Origin of the sequence: Synechococcus sp. N19 (genome assembly GCF_900474045.1) — a bacterium.
Lineage (GTDB): Bacteria > Cyanobacteriota > Cyanobacteriia > PCC-6307 > Cyanobiaceae > Parasynechococcus.
In genome coordinates this window covers 123,211-146,904 of record NZ_UCNR01000005.1, presented here as the reverse complement: position 1 = coordinate 146,904, position 23,694 = coordinate 123,211, and the positions used below count along the sequence as shown (strand labels likewise).

Annotated in this window: 27 protein-coding genes and 1 tRNA gene; 14 read left to right on the top strand and 14 right to left on the bottom strand. The window is 60.9% G+C overall.

What is annotated here, in order from left to right:
* Nucleotides 1-59: 59 nt before the first annotated feature.
* The 6 genes from DXY02_RS02690 (at nucleotide 60) to DXY02_RS02665 (ending at nucleotide 4,359) form a co-directional block, all read left to right on the top strand.
* Nucleotides 60-695, top strand: coding sequence for a DUF3318 domain-containing protein (locus DXY02_RS02690; RefSeq protein WP_011364772.1), 636 nt, complete (start codon nucleotides 60-62; stop codon nucleotides 693-695).
* Complete coding sequence (rsfS, locus tag DXY02_RS02685; RefSeq protein ID WP_038554011.1) at nucleotides 688-1,044, top strand: ribosome silencing factor; 357 nt, start codon at nucleotides 688-690, stop codon at nucleotides 1,042-1,044. The genes DXY02_RS02690 and rsfS overlap by 8 nt, the downstream gene beginning before the upstream one ends.
* A gap of 11 nt (nucleotides 1,045-1,055) precedes the next feature.
* Complete coding sequence (locus DXY02_RS02680; RefSeq protein WP_114987889.1) at nucleotides 1,056-1,550, top strand: CGLD27 family protein; 495 nt, start codon at nucleotides 1,056-1,058, stop codon at nucleotides 1,548-1,550.
* 16 nt (nucleotides 1,551-1,566) lie between these two features.
* A complete protein-coding gene (locus DXY02_RS02675; protein WP_114987888.1) occupies nucleotides 1,567-2,535 on the top strand; it encodes an asparaginase in 969 nt (322 codons plus the stop codon).
* 45 nt (nucleotides 2,536-2,580) lie between these two features.
* Nucleotides 2,581-2,657: transfer RNA gene (locus DXY02_RS02670), tRNA-Met, on the top strand.
* A gap of 58 nt (nucleotides 2,658-2,715) precedes the next feature.
* Entirely contained in the window at nucleotides 2,716-4,359 is a 1,644-nt protein-coding gene (locus DXY02_RS02665) for a GMC oxidoreductase (protein WP_114988013.1), read from the top strand.
* On the opposite strand, the gene DXY02_RS02660 is transcribed toward DXY02_RS02665, so the two are convergent.
* Together DXY02_RS02660 and DXY02_RS02655 are read right to left on the bottom strand one after the other, a co-directional pair.
* Nucleotides 4,340-4,606, bottom strand: coding sequence for a DUF2811 domain-containing protein (locus DXY02_RS02660; protein WP_114988014.1), 267 nt, complete (start codon nucleotides 4,604-4,606; stop codon nucleotides 4,340-4,342). The two genes, DXY02_RS02665 and DXY02_RS02660, sit on opposite strands and share 20 nt — an antisense overlap.
* 406 nt (nucleotides 4,607-5,012) lie before the next feature.
* Nucleotides 5,013-6,110: a sirohydrochlorin chelatase gene (locus tag DXY02_RS02655; protein ID WP_114988012.1), complete on the bottom strand. Its 1,098-nt coding sequence runs from the start codon at nucleotides 6,108-6,110 to the stop codon at nucleotides 5,013-5,015.
* Nucleotides 6,111-6,242: 132 nt separating this feature from the next.
* Here DXY02_RS02655 and DXY02_RS02650 point away from each other — a divergent pair, with 132 nt between their 5' ends.
* Nucleotides 6,243-7,364: an FAD-binding oxidoreductase gene (locus tag DXY02_RS02650; RefSeq protein WP_244276124.1), complete on the top strand. Its 1,122-nt coding sequence runs from the start codon at nucleotides 6,243-6,245 to the stop codon at nucleotides 7,362-7,364.
* 30 nt (nucleotides 7,365-7,394) lie between these two features.
* Nucleotides 7,395-8,957, top strand: a complete 1,563-nt coding sequence (locus tag DXY02_RS02645; RefSeq protein ID WP_114987886.1) for a SulP family inorganic anion transporter — start codon at nucleotides 7,395-7,397, stop codon at nucleotides 8,955-8,957.
* Here the strand turns inward: DXY02_RS02645 and DXY02_RS02640 are convergent.
* Nucleotides 8,936-9,280, bottom strand: a complete 345-nt coding sequence (locus DXY02_RS02640) for a hypothetical protein (protein ID WP_244276123.1) — start codon at nucleotides 9,278-9,280, stop codon at nucleotides 8,936-8,938. The genes DXY02_RS02645 and DXY02_RS02640 overlap by 22 nt on opposite strands.
* 69 nt (nucleotides 9,281-9,349) lie before the next feature.
* Between DXY02_RS02640 and DXY02_RS02635 the strand changes: the two genes are divergently transcribed.
* From DXY02_RS02635 to DXY02_RS02620, 4 genes are read left to right on the top strand one after another with little or no spacing between them, the layout of a single operon-like run.
* The gene (locus tag DXY02_RS02635) at nucleotides 9,350-10,411 is read left to right on the top strand and encodes an amino acid ABC transporter substrate-binding protein (RefSeq protein WP_114988011.1); all 1,062 of its coding nucleotides are present in this window, start codon (nucleotides 9,350-9,352) and stop codon (nucleotides 10,409-10,411) included.
* Complete coding sequence (locus DXY02_RS02630; protein WP_114987884.1) at nucleotides 10,411-11,301, top strand: ABC transporter permease subunit; 891 nt, start codon at nucleotides 10,411-10,413, stop codon at nucleotides 11,299-11,301. Before DXY02_RS02635 ends, DXY02_RS02630 begins: the two co-directional genes overlap by 1 nt.
* A complete protein-coding gene (locus DXY02_RS02625; RefSeq protein ID WP_114987883.1) occupies nucleotides 11,301-12,275 on the top strand; it encodes an amino acid ABC transporter permease in 975 nt (324 codons plus the stop codon). The genes DXY02_RS02630 and DXY02_RS02625 overlap by 1 nt, the downstream gene beginning before the upstream one ends.
* Entirely contained in the window at nucleotides 12,272-13,015 is a 744-nt protein-coding gene (locus tag DXY02_RS02620; RefSeq protein ID WP_114987882.1) for an amino acid ABC transporter ATP-binding protein, read from the top strand. The genes DXY02_RS02625 and DXY02_RS02620 overlap by 4 nt, the downstream gene beginning before the upstream one ends.
* A 27-nt stretch (nucleotides 13,016-13,042) precedes the next feature.
* On the opposite strand, the gene DXY02_RS02615 is transcribed toward DXY02_RS02620, so the two are convergent.
* The 3 genes from DXY02_RS02615 to DXY02_RS02605 form a co-directional block, all read right to left on the bottom strand.
* A complete protein-coding gene (locus DXY02_RS02615) occupies nucleotides 13,043-13,375 on the bottom strand; it encodes a hypothetical protein (protein WP_206749621.1) in 333 nt (110 codons plus the stop codon).
* A 102-nt stretch (nucleotides 13,376-13,477) separates the two neighbouring features.
* The gene (locus DXY02_RS02610; protein ID WP_114987880.1) at nucleotides 13,478-13,867 is read right to left on the bottom strand and encodes an AbrB family transcriptional regulator; all 390 of its coding nucleotides are present in this window, start codon (nucleotides 13,865-13,867) and stop codon (nucleotides 13,478-13,480) included.
* A 191-nt stretch (nucleotides 13,868-14,058) separates the two neighbouring features.
* Complete coding sequence (locus tag DXY02_RS02605) at nucleotides 14,059-14,250, bottom strand: hypothetical protein (protein WP_114988010.1); 192 nt, start codon at nucleotides 14,248-14,250, stop codon at nucleotides 14,059-14,061.
* Between the two features lie 88 nt (nucleotides 14,251-14,338).
* On the opposite strand from DXY02_RS02605, the gene DXY02_RS02600 reads away from it, so the two are divergent.
* Nucleotides 14,339-15,253, top strand: coding sequence for an AEC family transporter (locus tag DXY02_RS02600; protein WP_114987879.1), 915 nt, complete (start codon nucleotides 14,339-14,341; stop codon nucleotides 15,251-15,253).
* On the opposite strand, the gene DXY02_RS02595 is transcribed toward DXY02_RS02600, so the two are convergent.
* The gene (locus DXY02_RS02595; protein WP_114987878.1) at nucleotides 15,244-15,828 is read right to left on the bottom strand and encodes an alpha-ketoglutarate-dependent dioxygenase AlkB; all 585 of its coding nucleotides are present in this window, start codon (nucleotides 15,826-15,828) and stop codon (nucleotides 15,244-15,246) included. The genes DXY02_RS02600 and DXY02_RS02595 overlap by 10 nt on opposite strands.
* A 59-nt stretch (nucleotides 15,829-15,887) precedes the next feature.
* Between DXY02_RS02595 and DXY02_RS02590 the strand changes: the two genes are divergently transcribed.
* Nucleotides 15,888-16,205, top strand: coding sequence for a hypothetical protein (locus DXY02_RS02590; protein WP_114987877.1), 318 nt, complete (start codon nucleotides 15,888-15,890; stop codon nucleotides 16,203-16,205).
* A gap of 25 nt (nucleotides 16,206-16,230) precedes the next feature.
* Here the strand turns inward: DXY02_RS02590 and DXY02_RS02585 are convergent, their stop codons facing one another.
* From DXY02_RS02585 to DXY02_RS02555, 7 genes are all read right to left on the bottom strand, one after another.
* Entirely contained in the window at nucleotides 16,231-17,124 is an 894-nt protein-coding gene (locus DXY02_RS02585) for a homoserine O-succinyltransferase (protein ID WP_114987876.1), read from the bottom strand.
* A 17-nt stretch (nucleotides 17,125-17,141) separates the two neighbouring features.
* Nucleotides 17,142-18,467: an O-acetylhomoserine aminocarboxypropyltransferase/cysteine synthase family protein gene (locus DXY02_RS02580; RefSeq protein WP_114988009.1), complete on the bottom strand. Its 1,326-nt coding sequence runs from the start codon at nucleotides 18,465-18,467 to the stop codon at nucleotides 17,142-17,144.
* Between the two features lie 28 nt (nucleotides 18,468-18,495).
* On the bottom strand, nucleotides 18,496-19,167 hold the full coding sequence (locus DXY02_RS02575) for a hypothetical protein (RefSeq protein WP_114987875.1): 672 nt from the start codon (nucleotides 19,165-19,167) through the stop codon (nucleotides 18,496-18,498).
* A gap of 43 nt (nucleotides 19,168-19,210) precedes the next feature.
* Entirely contained in the window at nucleotides 19,211-20,230 is a 1,020-nt protein-coding gene (locus DXY02_RS02570; protein WP_114987874.1) for a lytic transglycosylase domain-containing protein, read from the bottom strand.
* 39 nt (nucleotides 20,231-20,269) lie between these two features.
* Nucleotides 20,270-20,845 (bottom strand): DOMON-like domain-containing protein, encoded by a 576-nt coding sequence (locus DXY02_RS02565; protein ID WP_114987873.1) that lies wholly within the window; start codon nucleotides 20,843-20,845, stop codon nucleotides 20,270-20,272.
* Nucleotide 20,846: 1 nt separating this feature from the next.
* The gene (locus DXY02_RS02560) at nucleotides 20,847-21,965 is read right to left on the bottom strand and encodes a phosphotransferase enzyme family protein (protein WP_114988008.1); all 1,119 of its coding nucleotides are present in this window, start codon (nucleotides 21,963-21,965) and stop codon (nucleotides 20,847-20,849) included.
* A gap of 82 nt (nucleotides 21,966-22,047) precedes the next feature.
* Nucleotides 22,048-23,562: a hypothetical protein gene (locus DXY02_RS02555; protein ID WP_114987872.1), complete on the bottom strand. Its 1,515-nt coding sequence runs from the start codon at nucleotides 23,560-23,562 to the stop codon at nucleotides 22,048-22,050.
* Nucleotides 23,563-23,694: the final 132 nt, after the last annotated feature.

Sequence of the window (23,694 nt, the reverse complement as noted above, 5' to 3'; positions counted from 1 at the left end):
TGCCCCAACCGGGGGACTTGGCCTCGCTACGGTGAAGGGAGATCAGCACCAGAGTTGCAATGAGTGAGCTCCAGCGCCTGAAGGGGCTGCTGCCACCGGAAATGCAGAGCTGGGTGTTTGTGGAATCAGCTGCTGCAGTCGATCCTCCATTGATCACCCTTGAGGAAATCGGCCGGGATGAAGTGGAGATCCAGGTGGATCTCGACGAATGGGACGCCCTGGCGTTGGATCACCGCAATTTGCTGTTCTGGCATGAAGTTGGTCGGATCCAGAACGACACAATTCCCCGGGACGGTTGGGAGATGGCTGCTCTGGCCATCGGTCTCGGCGGTGCCATCGGTGAATTGTGGGTTCAGGACGGCCTGCTGTTGTTGATGGCCCTTGGCCTGTCCGGCTTTGCGGGGTATCGGCTTTATCTGAAGAACAATTCCGAAAAACGCCTGCAGGACGCCATCAGTGCAGACGAGCGTGCGATCGATCTGGCCTGCCGATTTGGTTACAGCGTGCCGAACGCCTATCGCAGTCTTGGAGGCGCATTGAAGGAGCTGGTCGAAAAGACCCGCAAGAAGCGCCGCCGCAGCTACTACGAAGACCGGCTTGAGGCGCTGCGCAAGAGTGCCAGTAAGGCCAGAGCTGAAATGGCCCAACAGGAGGGCTCACGCAGCTCCGTTACCAGCGAGAACGTTTATGGATAGCGAAAAGCTTGCTGAACTGGTGGCCGATGCCTGCGATGACCGCAAGGCCACCGACATCCGTCTGATTCGTGTTGATGAGGTGTCCAGCCTGGCGGATTGGATGGTGATCGCAGGCGGTCAGTCCGACGTTCAGGTGCGTGCCATTGCCCGGTCGGTTGAAGACCGCCTGGAAACTGAGGCAGACCTGCTCCCCTTGCGCAAGGAAGGGCTGAATGAGGGGCGCTGGGCGCTTCTTGATTACGGCGATGTGATCGTTCACGTGCTGATGCCCGATGAGCGCGGCTACTACGACCTTGAGGCGTTCTGGAGTCACGGCGAAAGCCGAACCTTCTTACCGTCGGTGAAGTAGCCGCTTGATCCATGGCAGAAGCGGTGTCCTGCCCCGTTCCACCGGAGCAGCGGCCTCTTGAGGAGTTTCAACAGCTCTGCGAGTCGTGGTTCTTCTCCTGGCCAGCGGGTCAGGAACCTCGCCTGAGCCAACGCCTAGCAGGCTTCTGGCTGCTGATGTTGCCGGTGTGCAGCCTGATCGCCAGTGGTAGTTGGACCCTGAAGCAGGATCCGCCCCGGCTCCTGGCCGCAGCCGCTGTGGCCGCTCTTGTGCTTCCCCTGCTGTTGCTGGTGCGGCAATGGCTGGGCTGGACCTACGTCATGCAGCGGCTTCTGCGTGAGTCCGTCGACTACGAGGAATCCGGCTGGTACGACGGGCAGACCTGGGAAAAGCCTCTGTCTTGGCGGGAACGCGACCTGCTGGTGGCCCGGCATGAGGTTCGTCCGATCCTGGGTCGTCTGGGACGGGCCATGGCCACCTCAGCGGGTTTGATGCTGGCCGGTGCCAGTCTCTGTCAGGCTCTCTGAACCAATCGGGGTTCCGATGACTTTGCCTTCGGGCTTCAGCCCTGCAGCCCGGACCGGGTCAGCCCCCCTTGAGGTCTGCTTGCAGCGCGGATCGATCACGGAATCGGTGCATCGCGTTCATGCCGTGGTTTGTGATGGCCGAGGACGGGTGTTGATGTCGGCAGGAAACCCCGGCTTGGAAAGTTTCATTCGTTCGGCTCTTAAGCCTTTTCAGGCCCTGCCGTTTCTCAGCAGTGGAACCGCCGACCAACTGGATGTTGATGAACGGGGCATCGCCATCAGCTGCGCGTCCCATGCGGGCACCAATGCCCATGCCCGGGAAGCCTTCCGGTTGCTCTGGAAAGCGGAGTTGGACAGCGCCTCACTTCAATGCCCTGTGCCGAATGGGGCTGATAGTCCTCTTCAGCACAACTGTTCCGGCAAGCACGCTGCCTTCCTGGCCACCAGCCGAAAGATGGGCTGGCCGATCGAGACCTATCTCCAGCAGGACCACCCTCTCCAGGTCGAAGTGAACCGCAGGGTCGCTGAACTGATCGGCTTGCCTGCTGAGGAATTGGTTGCCGAGCGGGATGACTGTGGCGCTCCCACCCTGGTGTTGCAGTTGGCTCAGATGGCCTTGCTCTACGCCCATCTCGGTGCCTCACAACATGCCGAACTCGAGCAGATCAGTCGGGCGATGCTGAGTCACCCCGACCTTGTGGCTGGTGAGGGTCGTTTCGACACCGAGCTGATGCGGCGTAGCCACGGCCAGGTCCTGAGCAAGGGCGGTGCAGAGGGCATTCAATGCCTCAGCCGCGTGGGTGAAGGTCTTGGAGTAGCCATCAAGGTGGAAGACGGCTCCCGTCGTGCCAAGCAAGCGGTTGCACTGCATCTCTTGCGTCAACTCGAGTGGCTCACACCCATGGGGCTAGACGAGCTCGATGAGCAGGTGCTGGTCGTGAACCCGAGCGTCAAGCTCAGCGTGTCCGGTGCCTTGCAGTCGTGACTTTGCGGTCATCTGCGACACCGACATGTATGATTTTCGGGTCGCCGCGGGGTAGAGCAGTCTGGTAGCTCGTCGGGCTCATAACCCGAAGGTCGGGAGTTCAAATCTCCCCCCCGCCACCAAATCTGATTGAATCAACAATCTCCCTCCTGGGAGATTTTTTTTGTCTGTCGTGCCTCCATGAGCAGTCGCTCCATGAACTGCGATGGCCCCTGGGACGCCATTGTTGTCGGCTCGGGAGCGAGTGGCGGCGTGGCCGCCATGACCCTGGCTGAAGCAGGAGCGCAGGTGCTTGTGGTGGAGGCAGGACCTGACCTCAACAGCACGCAAGCCTTCGGGGCTGAACCGGGAAATCTGCTGCGTCGGATCGTGGGCCTGACCAGCGGCAGCCATCGCCAGCAGTCCCAGCATCCCGGCTACTGGAAAGCCAACCCTCGTCTGTATGCCGACGAGCGTCTGCATCCCTATGAGCACCCGGCGGATCAGCCGTTTCTGTGGACGCGAGGTCTGCAGGTTGGCGGTCGCAGCCTCACCTGGGGTGGCATCACCCTGCGTCTCTCGGATGAAGATCTGGCTGGTGTGAATGTGGAGGGTGAACAGGTCCGTTGGCCGTTGCGCAGTGGTGAGCTGACACCGCACTACGCCGAACTGGAGCGCTGGCTGGGCGTTTGTGGTGGGCGCGATGGTTTGCAGCATCTGCCGGACGGTGAAACGCAACCGGCTCTGGCGGCGACGCCGGCGGAACAGCGTTTTGCCGAAGCTGTGCAGCAACGGTTGGGCTATCCCGTGATCCCCTCGAGGGGGTTTGGTCCGGCGCCGCAGGGAGAAGATCCCGCCTGGCCCCGCTCCAGCAGTCGCGGCAGCAGCCTTCCTCGCGCCATGGCCACAGGACGCACCCAGCTTCTCTCTGCGCATCTGGTGGAGCATCTCTTGATGGATGCCGGCGGAGATAAAGCCATTGGTGTGGTTGCCGTTGACCAATCCAATGGCAACCGCAGGGCGTTGAAGGCGGATCTCGTGGTCCTGGCCGCTTCCACGATTCAGTCCGTCTCCATCCTGTTGCGCTCCCGTCGTGGCGAACAGAGCAACGGTTTGGACGACCCCTCAGGACGACTGGGCACACGCTTGATGGACCATGTCTCCACATCGCAGTTTTTTGCCTTCCCCGAGCCTGTTCAGCGGGAACAGCCCATGCTCACGGGCGCTGGAAGTTTTTTCGTTCCGTTTGGCCGACACCTGCCATCGGCTGATTTTCAGGGCGGCTACGGCCTCTGGGGTGGCATTGGACGGTTTGATCCGCCGCGTTGGTTACGGCGTCGCCCTTCAAGCATCACCGGGTTCCTGATTGGTCACGGCGAAGTTCTTCCCAGGGCTGACAACAGGGTGACCCTGAGTGAGCGCACGGATCGCTGGGGCGTGCGTGTCCCCTCGATTGCCTGCCGTTGGAGCAGCAATGAACTTGCCATGGTGAGGCACATGCGCGCCTCGATCCAGGCCTGCATCGCCGCCGCCGGAGGCGAAGCCAAATCGATCAAAGACCTCTTTCACCTCCCCTTGGTAGAACCTTTCCTGGAGGGTGCTGTTGCGCTGTCTGAAGGTGCAGCCCCCCCCGGGTATTACATCCATGAGGTGGGAGGAGCTGCGATGGGGAGAAGCGAGACCAGCAGCGTCGTTGATTCCTCCAACCGTCTTTGGCGTGCTCCCAACGTTCTTGTGGTGGATGGCGCCTGTTGGCCGACGTCGGCCTGGCAGAGCCCAACGCTGACGATGATGGCCTTGAGCCGTCGGGCCTGCCTGCTGGCCCTCAGTGGTCGGGGCGGATGAACAGATCGTGGAGGTAGCGCTCGGTCACGGCGCGGTCGTCACAGCCGTTCTGAAACAGAAAGTGGGCGAGAGCAGAACTCATCACGCGGTATTGGTCCCAGGTGGGGTGCTCCCCGATGAAATCCTTCATGCCTCTATAGAGCACCTCGGGGATTTCCGTCTCAAGGCTCACGAAGCTGGCTTTTGAAGCAGTCCCGTGCTCCGTGGTCCCCATTTCATGGCATCGCTCGAGGTGATTTCGATCCATTCCGTCCAGCTTGTCTCTGTCCAACGCCCACCAAGAAAGCCACATCACCGGCGCTTGCGTCAAAGCCGTCGCCATTTGTTGAATTGCGGGTGAGATGAGATGAGACAGCAGTCTGTGACTGGGTTTGGGAGTGCGGGAAGTGACAAGGTGCGGTTGCTCTAGGTCGAATAGACGGTCTGTCAACCCGGTGGCGCAATTCCCTCGGAAATTCACAGGTTGACCGTCACAGCCGGCGAGCCAACCTCAGCCTGTGGAAAACGACGTTTTTTTATGTGGAAAAAGGGGGTGAACCCTGGCGAAGCAATTTCGATAAGAAAACCTGATCTTTACTTCGTCGCTGCTGTCGCTTTCGAGAACCGTGTCATTGGCGACAAGCCATCAGTAGGTTCTCTTTGGATCCATGGAATCAATCTTTAGGCGCGCCGTTTTTGCGCTTCAACGTGGTAGGGCCCAGGGGATGGTCGGCGTGGGGATAAGGGGGGTGATGGTGGTCATGGCTGTGGTCTGAGCCATGGCTGTGATCTGAAGAGTGGCTGTGGTCATGGGCAATCGGGATGCCGTCGGGTTGGCAGGCACCCGTGCACTCCAGTTCGCAAAGCGTGCAGCTTTCCGAAAGGCCTTCCACATGGTGGTGGTGGCTTTCCTGGGCGCGTCCCACGTCCTGTTCGAAGCCCAGCACCTGGGCGCGGTACTTGCAGAGCGAGCAGTTCATGGCGGTGTCCCCCCGCAGCACCTCCTCGACCCGTTCCTTGAAGGTGTCCACCACGAGTGTGTGGTTTCCCAGATAGCCCGCAGAGAGAAACTCCACCTCGGGGTGATCGGCAGCCACAAGCTCGGTGTGTTGGCGGATTCGGCTCACCAGAACCCCTGAAAAGAGGAAATAGGGCACCACCACCACCCGGCGGAAGCCCAGTTTCACGGCGTGACGCAGCCCCGGTTCCACCAGGGGGAAGGTCACACCGGAATACACCGTTTCTCCCCAGCCGAAACCAAATCCTTCCACCAGCAGCCGCGTCACCTTGGCCACGTTGGAGTTGGCGTCTGGATCCGAGGAGCCTCGACCCACCACCACCAAGAGAGTTTCGGCCAGGGGAACGTCGTGCTCAGCGGCATTCAGGCACTCCTGAACGCGAGCCCCGGCGGCCGACACCATCAACCGGTCCACCCCCAGCTCCCGGCCGTAATCGATCGGTAACCCCGTTTTGGCCGTGTACGTGTTCAGAACGGAGGGGATGTCGTTCTTGGCATGCCCCGCTGCGAAAAGCATGGCGGGAATGGCCAGCACCTTGGTGACGCCTTTCTCGCGGAGCGCTTCAAGACCATCCCGAAGGATGGGGCGGGCAAATTCCAGGTAGCCGTGTTCCACCGGCATCGGGGCCAGCCGAGGCCGCAGGGCGTCCACCATCTGGGCGAACTCTTCAACGGCCAGTCGGTTGCGACTCCCGTGGCCGCAGATCAGAACGCCAAGACGCTCGTTGTCGGTTTCCGCGTGCTGTTCGGCCAAAAGGTCGCTCTGCTGTTCCAATGGTTTGACGATATCGGTCGCATCGCAATGGATTCAGACCGTCCCGTTTTCTTCAACGCGCAGGCGGCTGATGCGAGGCGATCCGGTCTGGTCTCCCCTCGACCAGCGGAGTTGGCTGAGTTAGTTCAGAACTGGTCCGGTCCCCGGCCGCTGCGTCTCTGTGGCGGGGGCACCACATCTCGGGCCGCCGTGGCCGACCACTGGACCCTGGATCTGCAAACCCATTTCCAACGTGTGGAGTGGCAACCCGCGGATCAGTCGGTCTGGATTGGCGCGGGCTGCCGCATGCGAGACGTGCTGGAGGTCTTGCTTCCCCACAGCCGAACCGTCGCGGCTGGTTTGTCGGGTCTGCCTGGGCTTGGCTATGTGCTCACGGGTGGCATGGGACCGCTAAGCCGGCAGGTGGGGCTTGCTGTGGATCAAGTGCTCGAGATCCATGGGGTCTGGGGTGATGGCAGCCCCTTTGCCCTGTCTCGGGTTGACGATGCCGGTTCGCTGGAGTGGAGAGGCCTCTGCGGTGCAGCCCCGTTTCTGGGGGTGGTGAGTGCGCTGCGCATGGCCACCCAGCCGCTCCTGCCGCTGTGGGTGGAGCAATGCGTGGTGTCTCCGGATCAACTGCCAGAGCTCATGCTCAGGGCCGAAGCATCAAACGCCAGCACCAGTCTGCAGTGGCATTGGGAGAGGGCTGACGAGGTGCAGTTGCTCCGGATTGCCGATGCCCCCTGGACCGGTGCGCAGAAGATCGAAGGGTTGCACCAGCTCCCACCCTTGCGGGGATCGGCTCCGATGCCTTCGCGATCTCACACGGAGGTGGTTGGCTTGCTGGGGCCGGCAGCTGCTGAGCTCTGGAGGGTCGTGATGCCGGATTTATGCCGTTTGCTGCAGCATCGTCCTCATCCCTTCTGCAGCCTGGCCTGTCAGCAGCTGGGGGCGGCAACGCAACAGGTTGCCGCGGAGGCCAGCTCGTTCGTGCATCGCACTGCCGAGTGGAAGCCCTGGATCACCGCCGCCTGGACTCCTGGAGATGCCCCGGGCCAGAGACGCAGTCTTGCTTGGTTGGAGGAGGTCTGGCAGGTCCTTCAGTCGGTCTGCCCTGGTGTGCATCTGGCGCAGTTTCATGACCATCTGCCCTTCCATCACAAGGAGTTGGAGGCGGCGTTCGGCCCCTGGTTGCCCGAGTTGCGAAAGCTGAAACAGCGCTTGGATCCAGCAGGCACCCTGCCGACGCTCTGATTTACGGTCGCCCCTAATCGGCATCCTTTGATGGCCAAACGATCCAGCCCAACCCTGATGAATCAGTGGTTGGCCAACTCCAGCAAAGATCTGCTCTCGGGTCTGGTGGTGGCTTTCGCGATGATCCCCGAGGCCATTGCCTTCTCTGGGATCGCTGGGGTGGACCCCAAAGTGGGCCTGTTCGGAGCCTTCTGCCTGTCGCTGACCATCGCCGTCGTGGGTGGTCGCATGGCCATGATCACCTCAGCCACGGGCTCCACCGCCCTGTTGATGACAGGCCTTGTGGCCACCGGTGAAGCCCGGGGGCCAGGTCTGGGGGTCCAATACCTGATGGTGGCGGGGCTGGTGACGGGTCTGCTGCAGATCCTCTGGGGGTATCTGCGTCTTGCATATCAGATGCGCTTTGTTCCCCAAGGGGTGCTGAGCGGCTTCGTTAATGCGCTGGCTTTGCTGATTTTTCAGGCCCAGCTGCCCCAGCTCGGTCTCAACCTTCACGCTGGAGATGGTGACCATGGGGCCTCGTCGTTGCTCCCCCACGGCGGCCAGATCCCCGTCGTCTGCGGCTTGGTCCTGCTGGGCCTGGTGATCATCTATGGCCTTCCCCGGATCACCCGGGTGGTGCCTTCACAGTTGGTGGCCATCATCGTGTTGACCGCGATCAGCGTGGGATTCAGCTTCGATATCCCCACGGTCAGCAGCCTCGGCACCCTTCCTTCAGGTCTGCCCTCCTTCAGCCTTCCTTTTGGTGAAGGTGGTGTTCCCTTCAGTCTGGACACCCTTGGCTTGGTGCTTCCCACCGCCTTGGCCATCTCTTTGGTGGGTCTGATGGAAACCTTCCTGACCCAGGACATCCTCGACGACAAGACCGACACCACCACCAACAAAAACGTTGAGGCCCGGGGCCAGGGCATCGCCAATATCGTTTCCTCCCTGTTCGGTGGCATGGCCGGTTGTGCCCTGGTGGGTCAGTCCGTGATGAATGTGGACAACGGCGGCCGCACGCGACTGTCCACCCTGTTCTCGGGGGTGAGCCTGCTGGCGATGATCCTGCTGGCTGGGCCCTGGCTCAAGCAAATTCCGATGGCGGCTCTTGTGGCCGTGATGATCAGCATCGCTGTCAGCACTGCTGACATCAACGGTCTGCGCAACCTGCGTCGCATCCCCAAGAGCGACACCTCGGTGATGCTGATGACTTTTGCAGTCACCATGCTCACCACCCCGCACAACCTCGCCCTTGGCGTGTTGGCAGGCGTGGCGCTGGCAGGAATTCTGTTCAGTCGCAAGGTGGCCAAGGTGATTCAGGTGGAGGCCGTCGAGATCAGCGATCAGGAGCGGTTGTACCGGGTGCAGGGGCAGCTGTTTTTTGTGAGCAAGGTGTACTTCCTCCAGGGATTTGATCTTCACGACCATCCCGAGCGCATCACGGTTGACCTCTCCCAAGCCCACATCTGGGACCAGAGCGGCGTGGCTGCGCTGGATCAGCTCATCCGCAAATATCGCAGCGGTGGATCCGTTGTCAGCGTGATTGGCCTGAACGAGGAAAGCCTTGATCTGTTCGAGCGGATCGGTGGTCAGGAATCAGCCCATGCATGAGCCTCGGCTTGGTTGGCAAGACAGGCCCTGAGGTCTTGGCGCATCGCCATGATCCGCTGCTGGATCTGTACGTCCGCAGGGTTGGTCTCCACGTACTGCTCGGTGACGTCGTTGCTGATGCTCATCAACAGGCATAGGGTTTGAACATCACCGCCAGACCGTTGCTGAGCACTCTCTAGAAGGAAGCCCAACAGCGCCATCTTGTTGTTGTAGGTCCCAAGGTCGTGCTCGTCCCCCGCGACAGCAAAGGGAGTCGTGCTTCCAGCGATCAGTCCTGCCAAAAGGCAGGCCCAGACCTTCATTGCAGCCAGGCTGATTGCCATGAACCTAGGTCGGATGTGGGGGATGTGCTGGGGATCTGGGACAATCCCTCCCGATCCGTACCAACGCTGATGTTCCGATCAAGTTCACGTGTTCTGATCGTTGCGCTGGCCGGGTTGTCCTCGTTCCTGGCGTCCTGCGCGTCACTGGACAGTGCAGCTGGCTCGCGTCTGGATCTGGTCAAAGCGCGTGGTGAGTTGCTTTGTGGGGTGAGCGGCAAGATTCCAGGCTTCAGTTTTCTCAGTCCTGATGGTCGTTACACCGGCCTGGATGTCGACATCTGCCGTGCCATGGCTGCCGCTTTCGTTGGTGATGCCGAGAAGGTTCAATACCGGCCTTTAACCGCGCCCGAGCGGTTCACGGCCTTGCGATCGGGCGAGATCGATCTGTTGTCTCGCAACACCACCCACACCCTCAGCCGCGATGCTGTGGGGGGCAATGGGCTGCGCTTTGGACCTGTGGTGTTCCATGACGGACAGGGGGTGATGGTGAATGCCGCCAGCGGAGTGCGTTCGCTGGCTGACTTGAGCGGCAAGTCCATTTGCGTGGGATCGGGCACCACAACCGAGCAAAACCTCAACGACGCCTTCGCCTCCGAGGGGCTTCCCTACACACCGATCAAATATCAAGATCTCAATCAGGTGGTGGGCGGCTACCTCCAGGGGCGCTGCGCAGCCATGACGTCTGATCGCTCGCAACTGGCGGCGGCACGCTCAGGGTTCAGTGATCCCCAGGCGCATCAGATCCTCGACGACCGGATCAGCAAGGAGCCTCTGGCTCCAGCTGTGGTGGGTGGGGATCAGCCAATGGGTGATGCCATGACCTGGGTGATCAACGCTCTGATCGAAGCCGAGGAACGGGGTATCACCCAAGCCAATGTTGATGCGGTGGTGAAGCAAGCCGCAGCTGACCTCTCCCAGACCGCTCTGCGGCGTTTCCTGGGGGTGGACCCAGGTCTGGGTCGCAAACTCGGACTCGCCGATGACTTTGTTGTTCAGGTGATCCGTGCCACCGGCAATTACGGCGAGATCTACAACCGCCATCTCGGACCCGACAGTGCCGTGGCGATTCCCCGGGGGGCGAACCGGCTGTCCGGTGAAGGTGGTTTGATGATTTCCCCACCGTTCACCTGATGCGGCAGCGTCGTCTCCTGGTTCAGGTTGCTGTCGCCGCCGTATTGCTGGGCCTTGTGGCTCTGCTGGTCAACAATCTGGCGGTCAACCTGATTCGAACGGGCTTGGGACTGGGTTTTGGCTGGCTGGGCCGACCCGCTGGTTTTGCTCTGGCGGAAACAGCTCTCCCCTATGCCCCATCTGATAGCTACCTCTGGGCCCTGACCATTGGTTGGCTGAACAGCCTCAAGGTGATCGCGGCTGGCCTGGTCTTGGCCACCGGCCTGGGTGTTGCTGCCGGTGCAGCCCGCGGTAGCAACAACCGTCTGCTGCGCAGCCTGGCCGGAAGCTACGTGGCCTTGATTCGTCAGATTCCTCTGCTGCTGCAGTTGCTGTTCTGGTATTTCGTTGCCTTCCTTGGCCTTCCCTCGGTGCCGATCGGTGGGTTGATCCGGCTTTCGAATCAGGGCATTCAGTTGTTGGGCCTGAACCTCAGCGTTGAATTTTGTGCGGTTCTTGTGGGGCTCACGGTGTTCACGGGTGCATCTATTGCCGAGATCGTGCGCGGTGGCATCAATGCGGTGCCGCGGGGCCAGTGGGAGGCCTTCCGCAGCCTTGGGCTTGGAGAAGGGCTTGGGCTGTGTCGGATTGTGTTGCCTCAGGCCCTGCCGGCGATTCTTCCTGCGCTCACGAGCCAGTACCTCAATCTCGCCAAGAACAGCACCCTGGCCATTGCCGTGGGCTACGCCGATCTTTACGCCGTCAGTGACACCACCATCACCCAAACCGGCCGCGCCATTGAGGGCTTCCTGCTGTTGTTGCTCAGCTTTCTGCTACTGAATCTGTTGATTAGCGGCGGCATGGCTGCCTTCAACCGTGCCGTGCTGGATCGTCTGAACAGGAGCCGCTGATGAACCGTTGGTTGGATCGCGGGATCACCCTGCTGCTGCTGGCTCTGCTCGGATGGGCTGGCTGGTCCATGCTGCATTGGCTGCTGGTGGAAGCCGACTGGTCTGTGGTGACCACCAATCTCCCGCTGTATGCAGTGGGCAGTTTCCCTGCGGATCAACGCTGGCGTCCGTTGCTGTGGATGGCAGCACTGATCACGCTGACGCTGCTGACCCTCACTGGTCCGAAGCGTGGCTGGGTTCGCCGTTGGTTGCCGTTGGTTTGGATCGCGATGGCACCGCTGGGGCTCTGGCTGTTGGCCGGAGGATTGGGTCTGCTGCCGGTGGGGACGCGCAGTTGGGGTGGTCTGACGCTCACGCTGCTGCTCACTGGAGGCAGTGGAGCTTTGGCGCTTCCGTTGGGGATCCTCCTGGCCCTCGGCCGGCGCAGTGAGCTGCCGGTGCTGCGTTGGAGCAGCGCCGCTTACATCGAGTTGATGCGGGCTGTGCCCTTGATTGCGGTTCTGTTCTTTGGACAACTGCTGATCCCGTTGTTTCTGCCTCCAGGGCTTGAGATCAATAGAGTTCTGCGGGCGGTTGTGGCCTTCGCCTTGTTTGCAGCGGCCTACATCGCAGAGGATGTTCGCGGAGGCCTGCAGGCGATTCCGCCCACCCAGCGGGAAGCTGCAGCCGTGCTGGGGCTGTCGCCGCGCCAAGTGCTGCAATTGGTGGTGCTGCCTCAGGCGCTGCGGGTTGCACTTCCATCGCTCACCAATCAGGCGGTGGGTCTGCTGCAAAACACAAGCCTGATGGCCATTCTCGGTTTGGTGGAATTGCTGGGCATCAGCCGCAGCCTGTTGGCGAATCCTGCTTTCGTCGGCCGCTATCTGGAGGTCTACCTCTGGCTTGCTGCGGTTTACTGGCTGGCGTGTACCGCCATGGCGCTGCTGGCCCGCCACCTGGAAGTTCAGCTTGACCCTGCCCGCTCCGCTTCATGACTGTCGCCATTCGTGCCACTGATCTGGTTAAGAGCTATTCCCAAGGGGTTCGAGCTCTCGATGGCGTCACCCTTGAGGTGAACAGCGGCGAAGTGCTGGTGGTGATGGGGCCTTCCGGCTCCGGCAAGAGCACGCTGATTCGTACGTTCAACGGTCTGGAGTCGTTGGATGGCGGCGCCTTGGATGTGCTTGGGGTTCGCTTGGACGCCACCCATGCAGAACGTCAGGTGCGGGAGATCCGCAAGCGCGTGGGGATGGTGTTTCAGCAGTTCAACCTTTTCCCTCACCTTTCCATCCTCGAAAACATCACCCTTGCCCCGATCAAGGTGCAACAGCGTGCCAAGGCGGCTGCCGAGCAGTGGGCAATGGATCTCCTTGACCAGATGGGCATTCGCGAGCAGGCCCACAAGTACCCGGCGCAGCTCAGCGGTGGTCAGCAGCAGCGGGTGGCGATCGCCCGGGCTCTGGCCCTGGATCCTGAGGTGATGCTGTTCGATGAGCCCACCAGTGCCTTGGATCCGGAGCGGGTGAAGGAGGTGTTGGATGCGATGCGCCGGCTGGCGAAAGGCGGCATGACGATGGTGGTGGTCACCCACGAACTGGGCTTTGCCCGTGAGGTGGCGGATCGGGTGATGTTCATGGATCGGGGCCAGGTGGTGGAGACCTCTGATCCAGAGACCTTTTTCAGCAATGCCAGGGAGGAACGCAGCCGCAGGTTCCTCAATCAGATGCAGCACTGAACGGTTTGCCCAACCGTGTGACGTGCTTCAGGCCGATTGTCGTTCTCTCCAAGCCTCAGTGGGCTTTCGGCTGTGCTTGTCCACCGTTGAATTTTTGCTGACCGTCCTAGGTATCGACTGCTTGCCCTGCCAACGGAAGTAGGCCGTCACGCAGATCAGCCAAAACGCCACAAAAGCAAGGGTCAGTGCCAGTCCGTGCATCCGAAAGAACGTCAGCACGACATGGATGGACAGGGCGACTGAGCCTCCCAACAGAAACGTATTGCTCAGGAACGAAGCGACGGTTGCCTTGAAGGATTTCAACTCTGTCGCGCCAATCCGGCTCACATTACCGAGCAACAATTGTGATGCCAGCCCCAATGTGGTTGCCTCAGAGCCCCCCGTTGCTTCGTTGCGCAAAAAAAGCCCCTCCGGGTAGGGGAGGGGCTGTAAGGAATTCAGCTTGGGTGATGGATCAGTTGATCACTCGTCAATCTGGTCGGCAGCTTCGCTGTGCTCCGCAGCTGCACCCGTAGGGATCAGACGGATGGCTTTCTTGCCAAGCTTGATTTCGAACTCGTCGCCGGGTTCGAGGTTCAGCATGGCGGTGTAAGCCTTGCCGATCAGCAGATTGCCATTGCCCTGAACTTTGGCGATGTAGCTCAGTTTGCGACCACCTTTGCCAATCGCAGCACCACCGCTGCTCAGATTCACGCCCTTGGCCTCGAGCAGGGCCTCGTAGAACGCTGTGAAATTAAGGCGATCGCCACCATCTTTCTTGTCAGAGACATATCCGCAAGCTCTCACCAGATCGGATTTGGAAACATCTCCAAGTTCTTTGACCTTGGCAAGCAGCTCGGAACCGGTCAGCATTTTAAATGCGTCTCAATACATACATAGTTCATAACTGGTTGGCTGGCTGGATGTCAATCAATCGAGCCGATATTGCCAAGGCTCAGTGCTTTGAAAGGTTTGTATCTAGGGATGCGTCTCTGTGGTCTGGCTTTTGAGACTGCTCTCCTGCGATGAAGCTTGCGGGCTGATGTTGAGGCGTCCTCAGTGGTTTAAACCTCAGCACTGTCTGACGGTTCAGAAACGATCGTGTACTCGACACGATCATCATCAGAGCAGCAAAAATCCCCGTAGTAACGCTCGAGTTCATCGTAGGCAGCTTTGTAGCTGTCAAAGCGCAGCCTTGTCAGCTGATCCTCTGATTGATCACCGCGCACGATGCGATGGCGTGAAGCTGGTTGCATCAGCTGAATCCACGCGGCCAATCAAAAGTCAGATTAAGCCTGGGGCTGAGGCATCAGTCACCACAGCTTTCTAGGGTCGATTGATCTGATGGAGGTGTCCATTCTTCGGTTCTTGCTGGAGCTTGTGCCCTCCCTTCTGATTGGGTTCTGGGCTGGTCGTCGCCATGAAACCCTGTCCACTTGCTTGGCCGCACCGCTGGTGAGGTTCGGTGTGCCGATCAGTGTGATGGGCCTGCTGTTGAAGGGTGGCCTCAGCGGCGACATGTTGCAGGCCGCAGGCCTTGCGGTCTTTGCCATGGGTCTTGTTCTGCTGGGGGCCGCGCGCCTGCCGGGATTGGCTGAGCTGGCGTCTCCCACGCTGCGGCTTTGCAGCTGCACTGGAAACACGGCCTATTTCGGGGTTCCTCTCGCCCTGGCTTTCCTTCCCGATGAGGCTCTGCCCATCAGCATTGGCTACGACCTCGGGGCGACTCTGCTGGTCTGGAGCCTGGGACCGCTGCTGATCGAGGGGCAGGTGGATGGTCCCCAACGATTGCGAGGGTTGCTGAGCAGCGTTGCTGGGAGTCCGGCAACCCGCGGGCTCATCGGAGCTTTGCTGGTTCAGGCGACCCCATGGTCTGCATCGGTGGCCGATGCGCTGTGGTGGCCTTCGCGCTGCGTGATTGTGCTGGCTCTGATGGTGGTGGGCATGCGCCTGGGCAGCATTCATCGCCAGGGCATTGCGCCGGAGGCACGTCCTCTGCAGCTGCTGAAGCCACTTGTGGCCAAGCTGCTGCTCTACCCGTTGCTGCTTTGGCTTCTGGCGTCTCTGCTGCAGTTCAAGTCTTTGATGGTTCAGGCGGTTGCTCTGCAAGGAGCCGCGCCGACGGCAATCTCTCTTTTGCTCATCGCAGAATCAGTGGGTGCTGATCAGGAGCGGGCCGCAGGGCTGGTGTTTTGGAGCACCTTGCTGGCCTTAATCACAGCGCCTGCATGGGGTGTGCTGCTGCGATCTCAGTTCTGAAAACGGCGAAAGGTGAGGTTGATGCGGGTGCTCTGCACTTTGCGCCGCTGAGGAACACTGTGCATCCATCGGCTCTGACAGCCCGGGTGCATCACCAGAAGGTCACCATCGGCCAACGGCAGAGACATTTTTAAGTGTGCAGTTTTGCGGTGGCGGAGCTGAAAATCCCGCGTTGCCCCGAGTGAAAGGGAGGCAATCGGAGCCCGCTGATCAATTTCCGGTTCGTCATCGGCGTGCCAACCCATGCGGTCATCGCCATGGCGATACCAATTCAGCAGGCATCCGTTGAAGTTGGTTTCACAGGCTTCATTCACCTGGTGCAGCAATGGCTTGAACCATGCAGGCCAGCCATCACCGGTGTGCATGGCACCGCTGTAGCGGTAGTGAATTCCTTCATTGGCAAGAAACACCGTCATTCGCGGGACTGGGTGGCGCTTGCCATAGACCTGAACCACGGGCTGCTCCCACTGAAGCTGGTGTTCAAGCTGTGTTTGCCAGTGCCTGGCAAGCTCTGGCTTCAGCCAACCCCCATGAAGGGACCAGTCCGTTTCAGCTGCAGCTGGATGGATGGTCATTCGTGACGTCGGATGACGAGGTCGGTTCGTTCCCGAGACTGTCCCATACATTCGGTGGCATGGGAGCCCGAATAACCCAAGACGAATTCCTCAAGCGCGCCGTGCAGCGCTTCGGTGATCAATTCGATTACAGCTTGATCCGCTGGCGCAGTTACAAGAGTCCTGTTCAAATCCGTTGCAACGCCCATCCGGTTCAACCGATCACGATTACACCGGAAAAGCATCTGCAAACCCTGGGTGGATGCCGTCATTGCCTTCGCGAGAGACGCATCGCCTCGCTGGAGCGGGAACTCAATCGCAAATCCGCTGAGCGTCCAGATGGCATCGCTCAGGAGCCTTCGGCCAATCTGGAACCCACTCCGAAACGACACGGTTAAGGGGTGCTGCTGCAACCAAGCCTGATCAGGCCTTGAGGCTGACCCGCTGATAGCAGAACCAGAGCCACTGCTGGAAAAGAAGGTTCCGGTGGGAGCGCCAGAGAGTCTGGGGTTGGGCCGCATCGAAATTTTCGGGCGGCGGAACATCTCCCCGGGCTCGGTCGCGTTCCATTTCTCCGAGGATCCGCCCCACGTTGTATTCGGGGTGGCCGAGGTGCATCAGCTGCCGCTGATCCGGTGTCTCGAAAATGGTGTAGCCCACCTGTTCGCCATGGGCGAGCAAGCGAAGACGTCCGTCCCGTTCGGCGGCTTCCATCGCGGCATCCGGCAGCCCGGCATGTCGGCTTTGGGGGCAGACGAAATGGTCGTCCTGGGTTCCCATCAATGGATGCCCCGGGACAAGGCTGCGCATCGGGTAGATCCCGAACAGCTTCTGCTGGAAGGCCACCTTGTCGACGCCCGCAAGGTAGGCGAGGGCGAAACCGGCCCAGCACAGTCCGAGGGTGCTGGCACAGGTGCTGCGCGCTTCCTCAATCAACTGGACCAGTTCGTTCCAGTAACTGACCTGTTCAAAGGGCAGGTGTTCCACTGGGGCACCGGTGATGATCAAGCCATCCAGAGGACCCTGGGACAAGGCTTCATCCCAGCTCACATAGAGCTGGTCGAGATGGTTCTGATCCCAGCTCTTGTAGGCGTGGGAGTTGAGGCGAATCCATATCGGCTCGATCTGCAGAACCGATAGGCCCAGCGGATGCAGCAGGTTGAACTCGTACTGCTTGCCCAGCGGCATGATGTTCAAGATGCCGATCCGCAGGGGCCGGATGTCCTGGCGTTCAGCCTGTTCGGGCTCAATCCAGGAAATCCGGTTGCGTTCAACCTCCGCGATTTTGTGGTAACTGCCAGGAAGGATCAGCGCCATGGAAGCTGGGACGTCATTCAGCTGAGAACGGCGAGGGCCTGTTCGAAGTCGGCCTTGATGTCGTCGATGTGCTCGAGTCCGACGGAGACCCGCACCATCGTGGGGGTCACGCCAGCTGAAGCTTGTTCCGCCTCACTGAGTTGTTGGTGGGTCGTGGACGCGGGGTGAATCACCAGCGTTTTGGCATCGCCCACGTTGGCGAGGTGGCTGGCCAGCTTGAGGCTGTCGATGAAGCGAACCGCATCGTCGTAGCCACCGTTGAGGGAGAACATCAGCATGCATCCCATGCCGCGGCCTGTCAGGTATTTCTTTGCGGCAGCGTTGTAAGGATCACTGGCCAGACCGGGATAGCTCACATGGGCGATGGCGGGATGGTCCTGCAGCCAGGTGGCCAGGGCCATGGCGTTTTCGGTGTGGCGCTCAACGCGCAGGCTTAGAGTTTCTAGGCCCTGCAGCAGCAGGAAGCTGTTGAACGGACTGACGGCCGGCCCCCAATCCCGCAGGCCCTCCACCCGGGCCCGCAGGGCGAAGGCGATGTTGCGGTCATCGGGCAAGCCCAGCATTTTGCAGACGTCACTGCCGAAGCCAAAGGCATCCCAGTGCACCAAGCCGTGATAAGCCGCGCTGGGCTGGCTCATCAACGGGAACTTGCCGTTGCCCCAGTTGAAGGTGCCGGCGTCCACGATCACGCCCCCCAGGCTGGTGCCGTGGCCCCCGATCCACTTGGTCGCACTTTCAACAACCACATCAGCGCCGTGGTCAATTGGTCGCAGCAGAGCTCCACAGGCTCCCAGGGTGTTGTCGACGATCAAGGGGATGCCTTTCTCTTTGGCAAGCGCTGAAAGACCCTCAAAGTCGGGGATGTTGAAGCGGGGATTTCCCATCGCTTCCACGTAGAGCGCCTTGGTGTTGTCGTCGATTTGCGCTGCAAAGCTCGCGACGTCGTCGCCTTCGGCAAAGCGCACGTCGATTCCCAAGCGCGGGAACTGCACTTTGAACTGGTTGTAGGTGCCGCCGTACAGGTAAGACGTTGAAACGAAGTTGTCTCCCGCCTGCATGCAGTTGGTGATCGCCAGGAACTGAGCCGACTGGCCTGAGGCTGTCGCCAATGCGGCCACCCCGCCTTCAAGGGCGGCGACGCGTTTTTCAAACACGTCGGTGGTGGGGTTCATCAGGCGGGTGTAGATGTTCCCGAACTCCTTCAGACCGAAGAGGTTGGCTCCGTGTTCGGCGTCATTGAAGACGTAGGAGCTGGTCTGATAGATGGGAACCGCCCGCGCATTGGTTGCACTATCCGGGGACTGCCCGGCGTGCAGCTGCAGGGTCTCGAAGCGGTGAGACATGGTCATCGGCGGGGCCACTGCCCCAGTTCTAGTCGTCAGAGAGCTCGGGTTTGTCGGTTTCCGCCAAAGAAGGGAATGTGTTGCGGATCACCTCTTGAATATCGCGGTGCGCTTCGCTGCGGAATCCAGCCACGCCATCGGCGCTGAGCAGGGGATAGGTGCGATCACTTGCATCCACCTCGCGCAGATGCTTCCAGCGGTTGCTGCTGTCTTCTGCTTTCAGCGCAATCAGGGGCGCCTGGAAGTCGTAAGCCTTGGTGTTGCCGAGAGCAGCCACTTGGGCCGTGAGCTTTTCACGCACAGGGCTGAGGGCTTTGGCTTTCAACGTGTCGGGCAAGCCGAGCACGGGCTCGTAATGGTCGAGCAAACGGAGTTCAGCCTCCAGCAGCACCGGCCATGCTCCGCGCTCACCGTCGCCAAGGCCCATCCCCGCCTCGGCTTCGGTCATCGCATCGAGATGGAAGCGCAGCCAGCGGTAGTAAGTCTTGTCTTTGATTGATTTCTTGGCGGCGGCCCGTCCGGTCACAATCGCCGGCAGAGCTTTTTCGGCTTTGCGCAGGAACAGGCGATCCTCCCGTTCCAAATTCATGGCCCCCCAGCGCTGCCGGTATTCCCACAGCTCGACGTAGCGAGCCACATCAGCCTCGGACCAGCCGAGACCCTTCAGTTCATCACCGCGATGGGAGGTTTCCTTGGACACCCGCTTCCTGGATCACGCCAGGTCTCAGCGTAGGTGTCGATGCTCACCCGTTTGGTGATCTGCTGGCTGGGTTGGCCTGAAGATGCTGCTCAACCGTGATGCGCTGCGGTTGGTTGTAACCCACCGGCAGCCAAAGATCACCCGCCGCTGCATTGAAGTGGATCTCCCAGTGATACAGGCCGGTGTAGGCCGCAGGGTCCTCCTTCATCAGTGAGGCATAGAGCAGCACGGCGCGGCCGTAGTAATCGCTGTTGTTGTAGCCCCAGAGGCCGCGGCGAATGTCCTGCAGTCCGCCCCGCCTCACCAGGTAACGCGCTGCTGCCTGGATGGCGTCGTGGGGATCGCGGATGTTCCCGGCGCCAATGCCGGGTTCGGCCCAGGTGGTGGGCAGGAACTGCATCGGGCCCTGGGCATTGGCCACGGAGATGCCATCGATGCGTCCCATGCCGGTTTCCACGAGGTTCACGGCCGCCAGAACCTCCCATTCGATCCCCGTCGCCGCCTCGGCCTTGCGGTAATAGTTCAGCAGATTCGCCGCTGGTTCGGGCTGGATGATCCGCCAGGCGGGGAGCATCGTCGGTCCACGGCCGCGGCTCATGCGAACGAATTCACGCCGTGCCGCCAGGTGGCGTTCCGCCACGCTGCGCCAGCCCGGGGGTAACGCGTCAACGACCTGCTGAGATCTGGGTTGGTCCGTCGACAAGACCCGGTAGATCACCTGTTGTTGGTGGCCGAGATCGGGCAGGGCCTCGGCCGCTGTGGCGGGATCCCTCAGCGCCTGTTCAACGGCCGCCAGCAGTGTTGCCAGCTCGGCTGGCTCAGCGGGCACAAGGGGGTACTCCCGGCCATCTTTGGTTTTCGGTTGGCTGGCCTGGGCAGGAAGCAGCACAGGTGATTTCACCCCTGGCTCAGTCACCCCGGGCTTGCTGACAGCCTGCTTGGAGACAGCTTGCTTCGAAAGAACCGATTCGGCTGCGGCCTGCGGCTGTTTTGGTCTCAGCCACAGCCCGCTCAGCAGGCTTGCCGTGATGGCCGAGACAATAAGCACATTGCGGCTGCGCATGGTGGGGCAGGGGCGCTTTGTCGACCCTACCGGTGCGGTTCAGGCGGCAAGAAAGGTGCTGCGGTCGTGAAAGTCGGCCTTGGAGCCGTGGCGGAGGGCCCAATGGCTCAGCCCCTCCTGTCCACGGTCGATCACGGCCGTCAATGCCAGGTCTGGGCAGACGTCTAGTCTCCACCAGGGCTCCAATGCAATCCGGGCATCGAGCCGCAGTTGGTGCAACCCGCGTTGCAGCCGCACCGTTGGGGGTCTGCTCAGCTCCTGTTGCGTTTGTTCACTGCGGTAGCCATCGAAGCGATAGAGCGCCCAATCGCCATTGGCAGCCAGATTCACTTCCCAATAACGCTGCTCTCCGGGGGCAGCGATGAATGCTTCGAAGCAGGTGGTGGTCCAGAGCTCATCTTTGCGCTGCCCCTGTTGGGGCCCGTCGTTTAGTTCCTCCGGCAGCTTTAGGACGCCAATGCCCTTGGCCGCGCGGGCCAGAACCCCGTAGCTGAGTTCCAGCCAGCCCTCGCGCCTCCACACCAGTTCCGCGCTGATCTGGACCCCCGCTGGAATGGACTGTTCAAAGGGAATCAGGCGGCAGGCCTGACGCAGCATCACGGCAGAACGCGCCATCTCAGAGGCTTGGACTTGGCTGATGCTTCAGCCGCACAACCAGTTGCTCCAGGGCGTTGAACTGTTGCTCCACCGCTTCGGTGAGACGGAACTGCACCAGGGCCCTTTGCAGGTTGTGCCCAGGTCGATCGCAGCGGAAATACACATCGCCCTCCAAATGATCCGTGAGAAAGCGCAGGCCAAGCTCGAGGGGGATCAGGCGGATGCAGTGGGGCAGATAGTGCAGGTCCCAGTCACTCAGGAACCCACCAGCAACGGAGAGGTAGCCCGTGAGGATCGCCTCACAGAGCTCCATGTCGAAGCTCACATCGTCGAGGCAGAGGGTTTCCTCACCGGCTGGATTGCAGCAGGAGCGCACACAGTCGCCGATGTCGTAGTGAACGAGCCCCGGTTTGACGGTGTCCAGATCGATCAGACCGATCGCCTGGCCGCTGGCCTCATCGATCATCACGTTGTTGATCTTGGGGTCCCCATGGATGGGGCGGTGATGGAGTTCACCGCGGCTGAGCGCTGCTTCCAGCACATCGACGCCCTGACGACGTGCCTCGATGAACGCACAGGCGTCACGTTCTGCAGGCCCCAGGCGGTCTGTGGCTTTGGCGACCGCATCGAAGTGTTGGAGGTAGGCCGGCGTGACGTGGAAATTCTCGAGGGTGTCCGCCAGTTGATTGATGGGCAGATCGCTGATCAGGTGATGGAACATTCCCAGCCCGTAGCCCACTTCCTGGGCATGGGCACTGTCCCGGATGACATCGCTGGTGGTCGCTGCGCCGATGTACGTGATCGAGCGCCAGAACTCTCCGTTCTGTTCGATCCAGGGGGAGGCCTCTCGCCGACAGGGAACCACCCTGGGCACTTCCCAGCGCCGCCCCTTCAGTTGTGGGGGTGGAGAGGCGAGACGACGTTCCATGTGGTCGCCCAGGGCCTGCAGGTTCTGCATCACCAGGTCAGGCCGATCGAACACGTTTGTGTTCAGGCGTTGCATGACGAAGGCGCCGTCCTCGCCCTCGTGGGTCACGAGGAACGTTTCGTTGACGTTGCCCGAACCAAGGGAACGAATGGCTTTGATCCCCTCGCGAGGATGGAAGCGATCGGCGATGGCTTCCAGGTCCTCGGTCATGAACGGTCGCATGGGTCTCACATGGCACCTTGCCGTTCTTCCGGTGCCTTGCCCCATTCAGGTGTGCAGAACCACAGCCGACTCAGGCATCGAGCTGGCTTTCGATCACATCCATGAGCTCCAGGTAGGCCGGTCCCCCGGTCTCACCGTTCTCGTCCAGAGCCATCTTGCTGCCCATGGCCTGATTGGCGTTGTTGGCAATCACGGCATTCACCACCAGCTCGAGGGCTTTGGGAACATCGAGGTTCTGAAGTGCCTCGGCGTAGCGACGGCTGTGGCTGGGCCGCACGGATTCCTGGCAGTAACTGGAGAGTTCACGGCTTTCCGTCATCACCCGGTAGGCGGTCTCCTTCACGCCTGCCCGCCCGTAAATCGCCATGTACAGCAGGTTCACCATCGAGGCGTCGTTGGCTGGGATGGCGTACTTGCGGGCGATCTGAGGCCAGTACCGCAGGGATTTGAGCCCCTCCAGTCCACCCTTGCGCAGGCCTGCGGCTTCACACCACTGCTCCAATTCCTCCATGGAATGGGGGCAGCGGCCTTGATCGCGCATCGCCTTGGCCATCACTTGCCCGGCCTGGAAGTTGCGGGTGGGGCTTCCGGAGACCGGCAGCATCATGCTGCCGCGCACATCGGCCACCATCGCCGTGAGTTGGCTGAAGGTGTGGTCACGCACCCGCTCAAAGTCGCCATCGCGCACCAGGGTGGATTCAATCCTGGGGACGGCGTAGCCCAGTTCCGTGAGCGGAAAGGGCTGCCGGTGGTACAGCCGTTGACGGTCGGGGCGTGCCATCGACACGGTGGCCGCCTGGTCCAGGCACTGGTTCAGCAGCAGGGTCAGCAGCGTTGGCAACACCCCGGGATTGTCCTGATGGAAGCCGTAGCCGAAACCGGCGAACACCGAGGCCATGTTTTTGGCGGCCTTGATGAACTGCCCCTCCACGTTGTGAACACCGGCGGAGACCTGGATGTTCGGGGACAGTTGATCCATCAGTTGAGCCCCCAACATGGCCGTCAGGGCATTGGGATGGCAGAAATTGGCGGTGAAGCTGTCGAAGGGGTTGCGCAGAGCCCCATGGCGATGGAAGCCGGAGAAGAAGGCGAGCTCGGGTTGTTGTTCGCACAGCACATAGGCGCTGTTGCTGATCGGGTCATGGCTGAAGGATCCCGCCAGGCAGGCCAGCACCACCTGCTCCCGATGGAGCTCCTTGCGCAGGCGGCAGGCTTCCTGGAGGTCTTCTTCGATGTGATTGCTGTTGGCGCTGAGCACCACAAGCTCGCAGCGCTGGATCAGATCGCTCAGGGTGTTGGTAACCAGCTCACCTCCGATGCGCTGGCCGCCCATGTTGAGCACGGTCTCCACGTGCTCATCGTCCATCGTTGCAATCGTCTCCTGGGGGAAGGCTCCCAGGAGGTCCCGGCCGGGGCGAGGGGCCAGCAGCAGACGCCCTTTGGCGTTCTGCATGGCGCAGTTGTAGGCCAGCGAAGCTGGATAAAGCCCGACGCTGTAGAACCCCACCTTGCCGGTCGAGAGCTCCTGCACGCGCCGACGGATTGCGCCGGCGTCGAGGCTCTGATCGAAGAAGGAATTGCGCATGCCGGCAAGACTAAGCAGCGTTCCTGATGGGGCTGCTCACAGCAGACAGACGCCAGTCCCTTGGGTGATGCCGAGTTTTGTCAGGACGCGTTCTGTCCTGACCCAATCCAATCGGCCTTGATTACTGCGATT

What these genes read in the sequence shown, in the direction of transcription:
- DXY02_RS02690 (WP_011364772.1), top strand. Translation starts at nt 60, where the DNA reads ATGAGTGAGCTCCAGCGCCTGAAGGGGCTGCTGCCACCGGAAATGCAG.
- rsfS (WP_038554011.1), top strand. Translation starts at nt 688, where the DNA reads ATGGATAGCGAAAAGCTTGCTGAACTGGTGGCCGATGCCTGCGATGAC.
- DXY02_RS02680 (WP_114987889.1), top strand. Translation starts at nt 1,056, where the DNA reads ATGGCAGAAGCGGTGTCCTGCCCCGTTCCACCGGAGCAGCGGCCTCTT.
- DXY02_RS02675 (WP_114987888.1), top strand. Translation starts at nt 1,567, where the DNA reads ATGACTTTGCCTTCGGGCTTCAGCCCTGCAGCCCGGACCGGGTCAGCC.
- DXY02_RS02665 (WP_114988013.1), top strand. Translation starts at nt 2,716, where the DNA reads ATGAGCAGTCGCTCCATGAACTGCGATGGCCCCTGGGACGCCATTGTT.
- DXY02_RS02660 (WP_114988014.1), bottom strand. Translation starts at nt 4,606, where the DNA reads ATGGATCGAAATCACCTCGAGCGATGCCATGAAATGGGGACCACGGAG.
- DXY02_RS02645 (WP_114987886.1), top strand. Translation starts at nt 7,395, where the DNA reads ATGGCCAAACGATCCAGCCCAACCCTGATGAATCAGTGGTTGGCCAAC.
- DXY02_RS02640 (WP_244276123.1), bottom strand. Translation starts at nt 9,280, where the DNA reads ATGGCAATCAGCCTGGCTGCAATGAAGGTCTGGGCCTGCCTTTTGGCA.
- DXY02_RS02635 (WP_114988011.1), top strand. Translation starts at nt 9,350, where the DNA reads ATGTTCCGATCAAGTTCACGTGTTCTGATCGTTGCGCTGGCCGGGTTG.
- DXY02_RS02630 (WP_114987884.1), top strand. Translation starts at nt 10,411, where the DNA reads ATGCGGCAGCGTCGTCTCCTGGTTCAGGTTGCTGTCGCCGCCGTATTG.
- DXY02_RS02625 (WP_114987883.1), top strand. Translation starts at nt 11,301, where the DNA reads ATGAACCGTTGGTTGGATCGCGGGATCACCCTGCTGCTGCTGGCTCTG.
- DXY02_RS02620 (WP_114987882.1), top strand. Translation starts at nt 12,272, where the DNA reads ATGACTGTCGCCATTCGTGCCACTGATCTGGTTAAGAGCTATTCCCAA.
- DXY02_RS02610 (WP_114987880.1), bottom strand. Translation starts at nt 13,867, where the DNA reads ATGCTGACCGGTTCCGAGCTGCTTGCCAAGGTCAAAGAACTTGGAGAT.
- DXY02_RS02605 (WP_114988010.1), bottom strand. Translation starts at nt 14,250, where the DNA reads ATGCAACCAGCTTCACGCCATCGCATCGTGCGCGGTGATCAATCAGAG.
- DXY02_RS02600 (WP_114987879.1), top strand. Translation starts at nt 14,339, where the DNA reads ATGGAGGTGTCCATTCTTCGGTTCTTGCTGGAGCTTGTGCCCTCCCTT.
- DXY02_RS02595 (WP_114987878.1), bottom strand. Translation starts at nt 15,828, where the DNA reads ATGACCATCCATCCAGCTGCAGCTGAAACGGACTGGTCCCTTCATGGG.
- DXY02_RS02590 (WP_114987877.1), top strand. Translation starts at nt 15,888, where the DNA reads ATGGGAGCCCGAATAACCCAAGACGAATTCCTCAAGCGCGCCGTGCAG.
- DXY02_RS02585 (WP_114987876.1), bottom strand. Translation starts at nt 17,124, where the DNA reads ATGGCGCTGATCCTTCCTGGCAGTTACCACAAAATCGCGGAGGTTGAA.
- DXY02_RS02580 (WP_114988009.1), bottom strand. Translation starts at nt 18,467, where the DNA reads ATGTCTCACCGCTTCGAGACCCTGCAGCTGCACGCCGGGCAGTCCCCG.
- DXY02_RS02570 (WP_114987874.1), bottom strand. Translation starts at nt 20,230, where the DNA reads ATGCGCAGCCGCAATGTGCTTATTGTCTCGGCCATCACGGCAAGCCTG.
- DXY02_RS02565 (WP_114987873.1), bottom strand. Translation starts at nt 20,845, where the DNA reads ATGGCGCGTTCTGCCGTGATGCTGCGTCAGGCCTGCCGCCTGATTCCC.
- DXY02_RS02560 (WP_114988008.1), bottom strand. Translation starts at nt 21,965, where the DNA reads ATGACCGAGGACCTGGAAGCCATCGCCGATCGCTTCCATCCTCGCGAG.
- DXY02_RS02555 (WP_114987872.1), bottom strand. Translation starts at nt 23,562, where the DNA reads ATGCGCAATTCCTTCTTCGATCAGAGCCTCGACGCCGGCGCAATCCGT.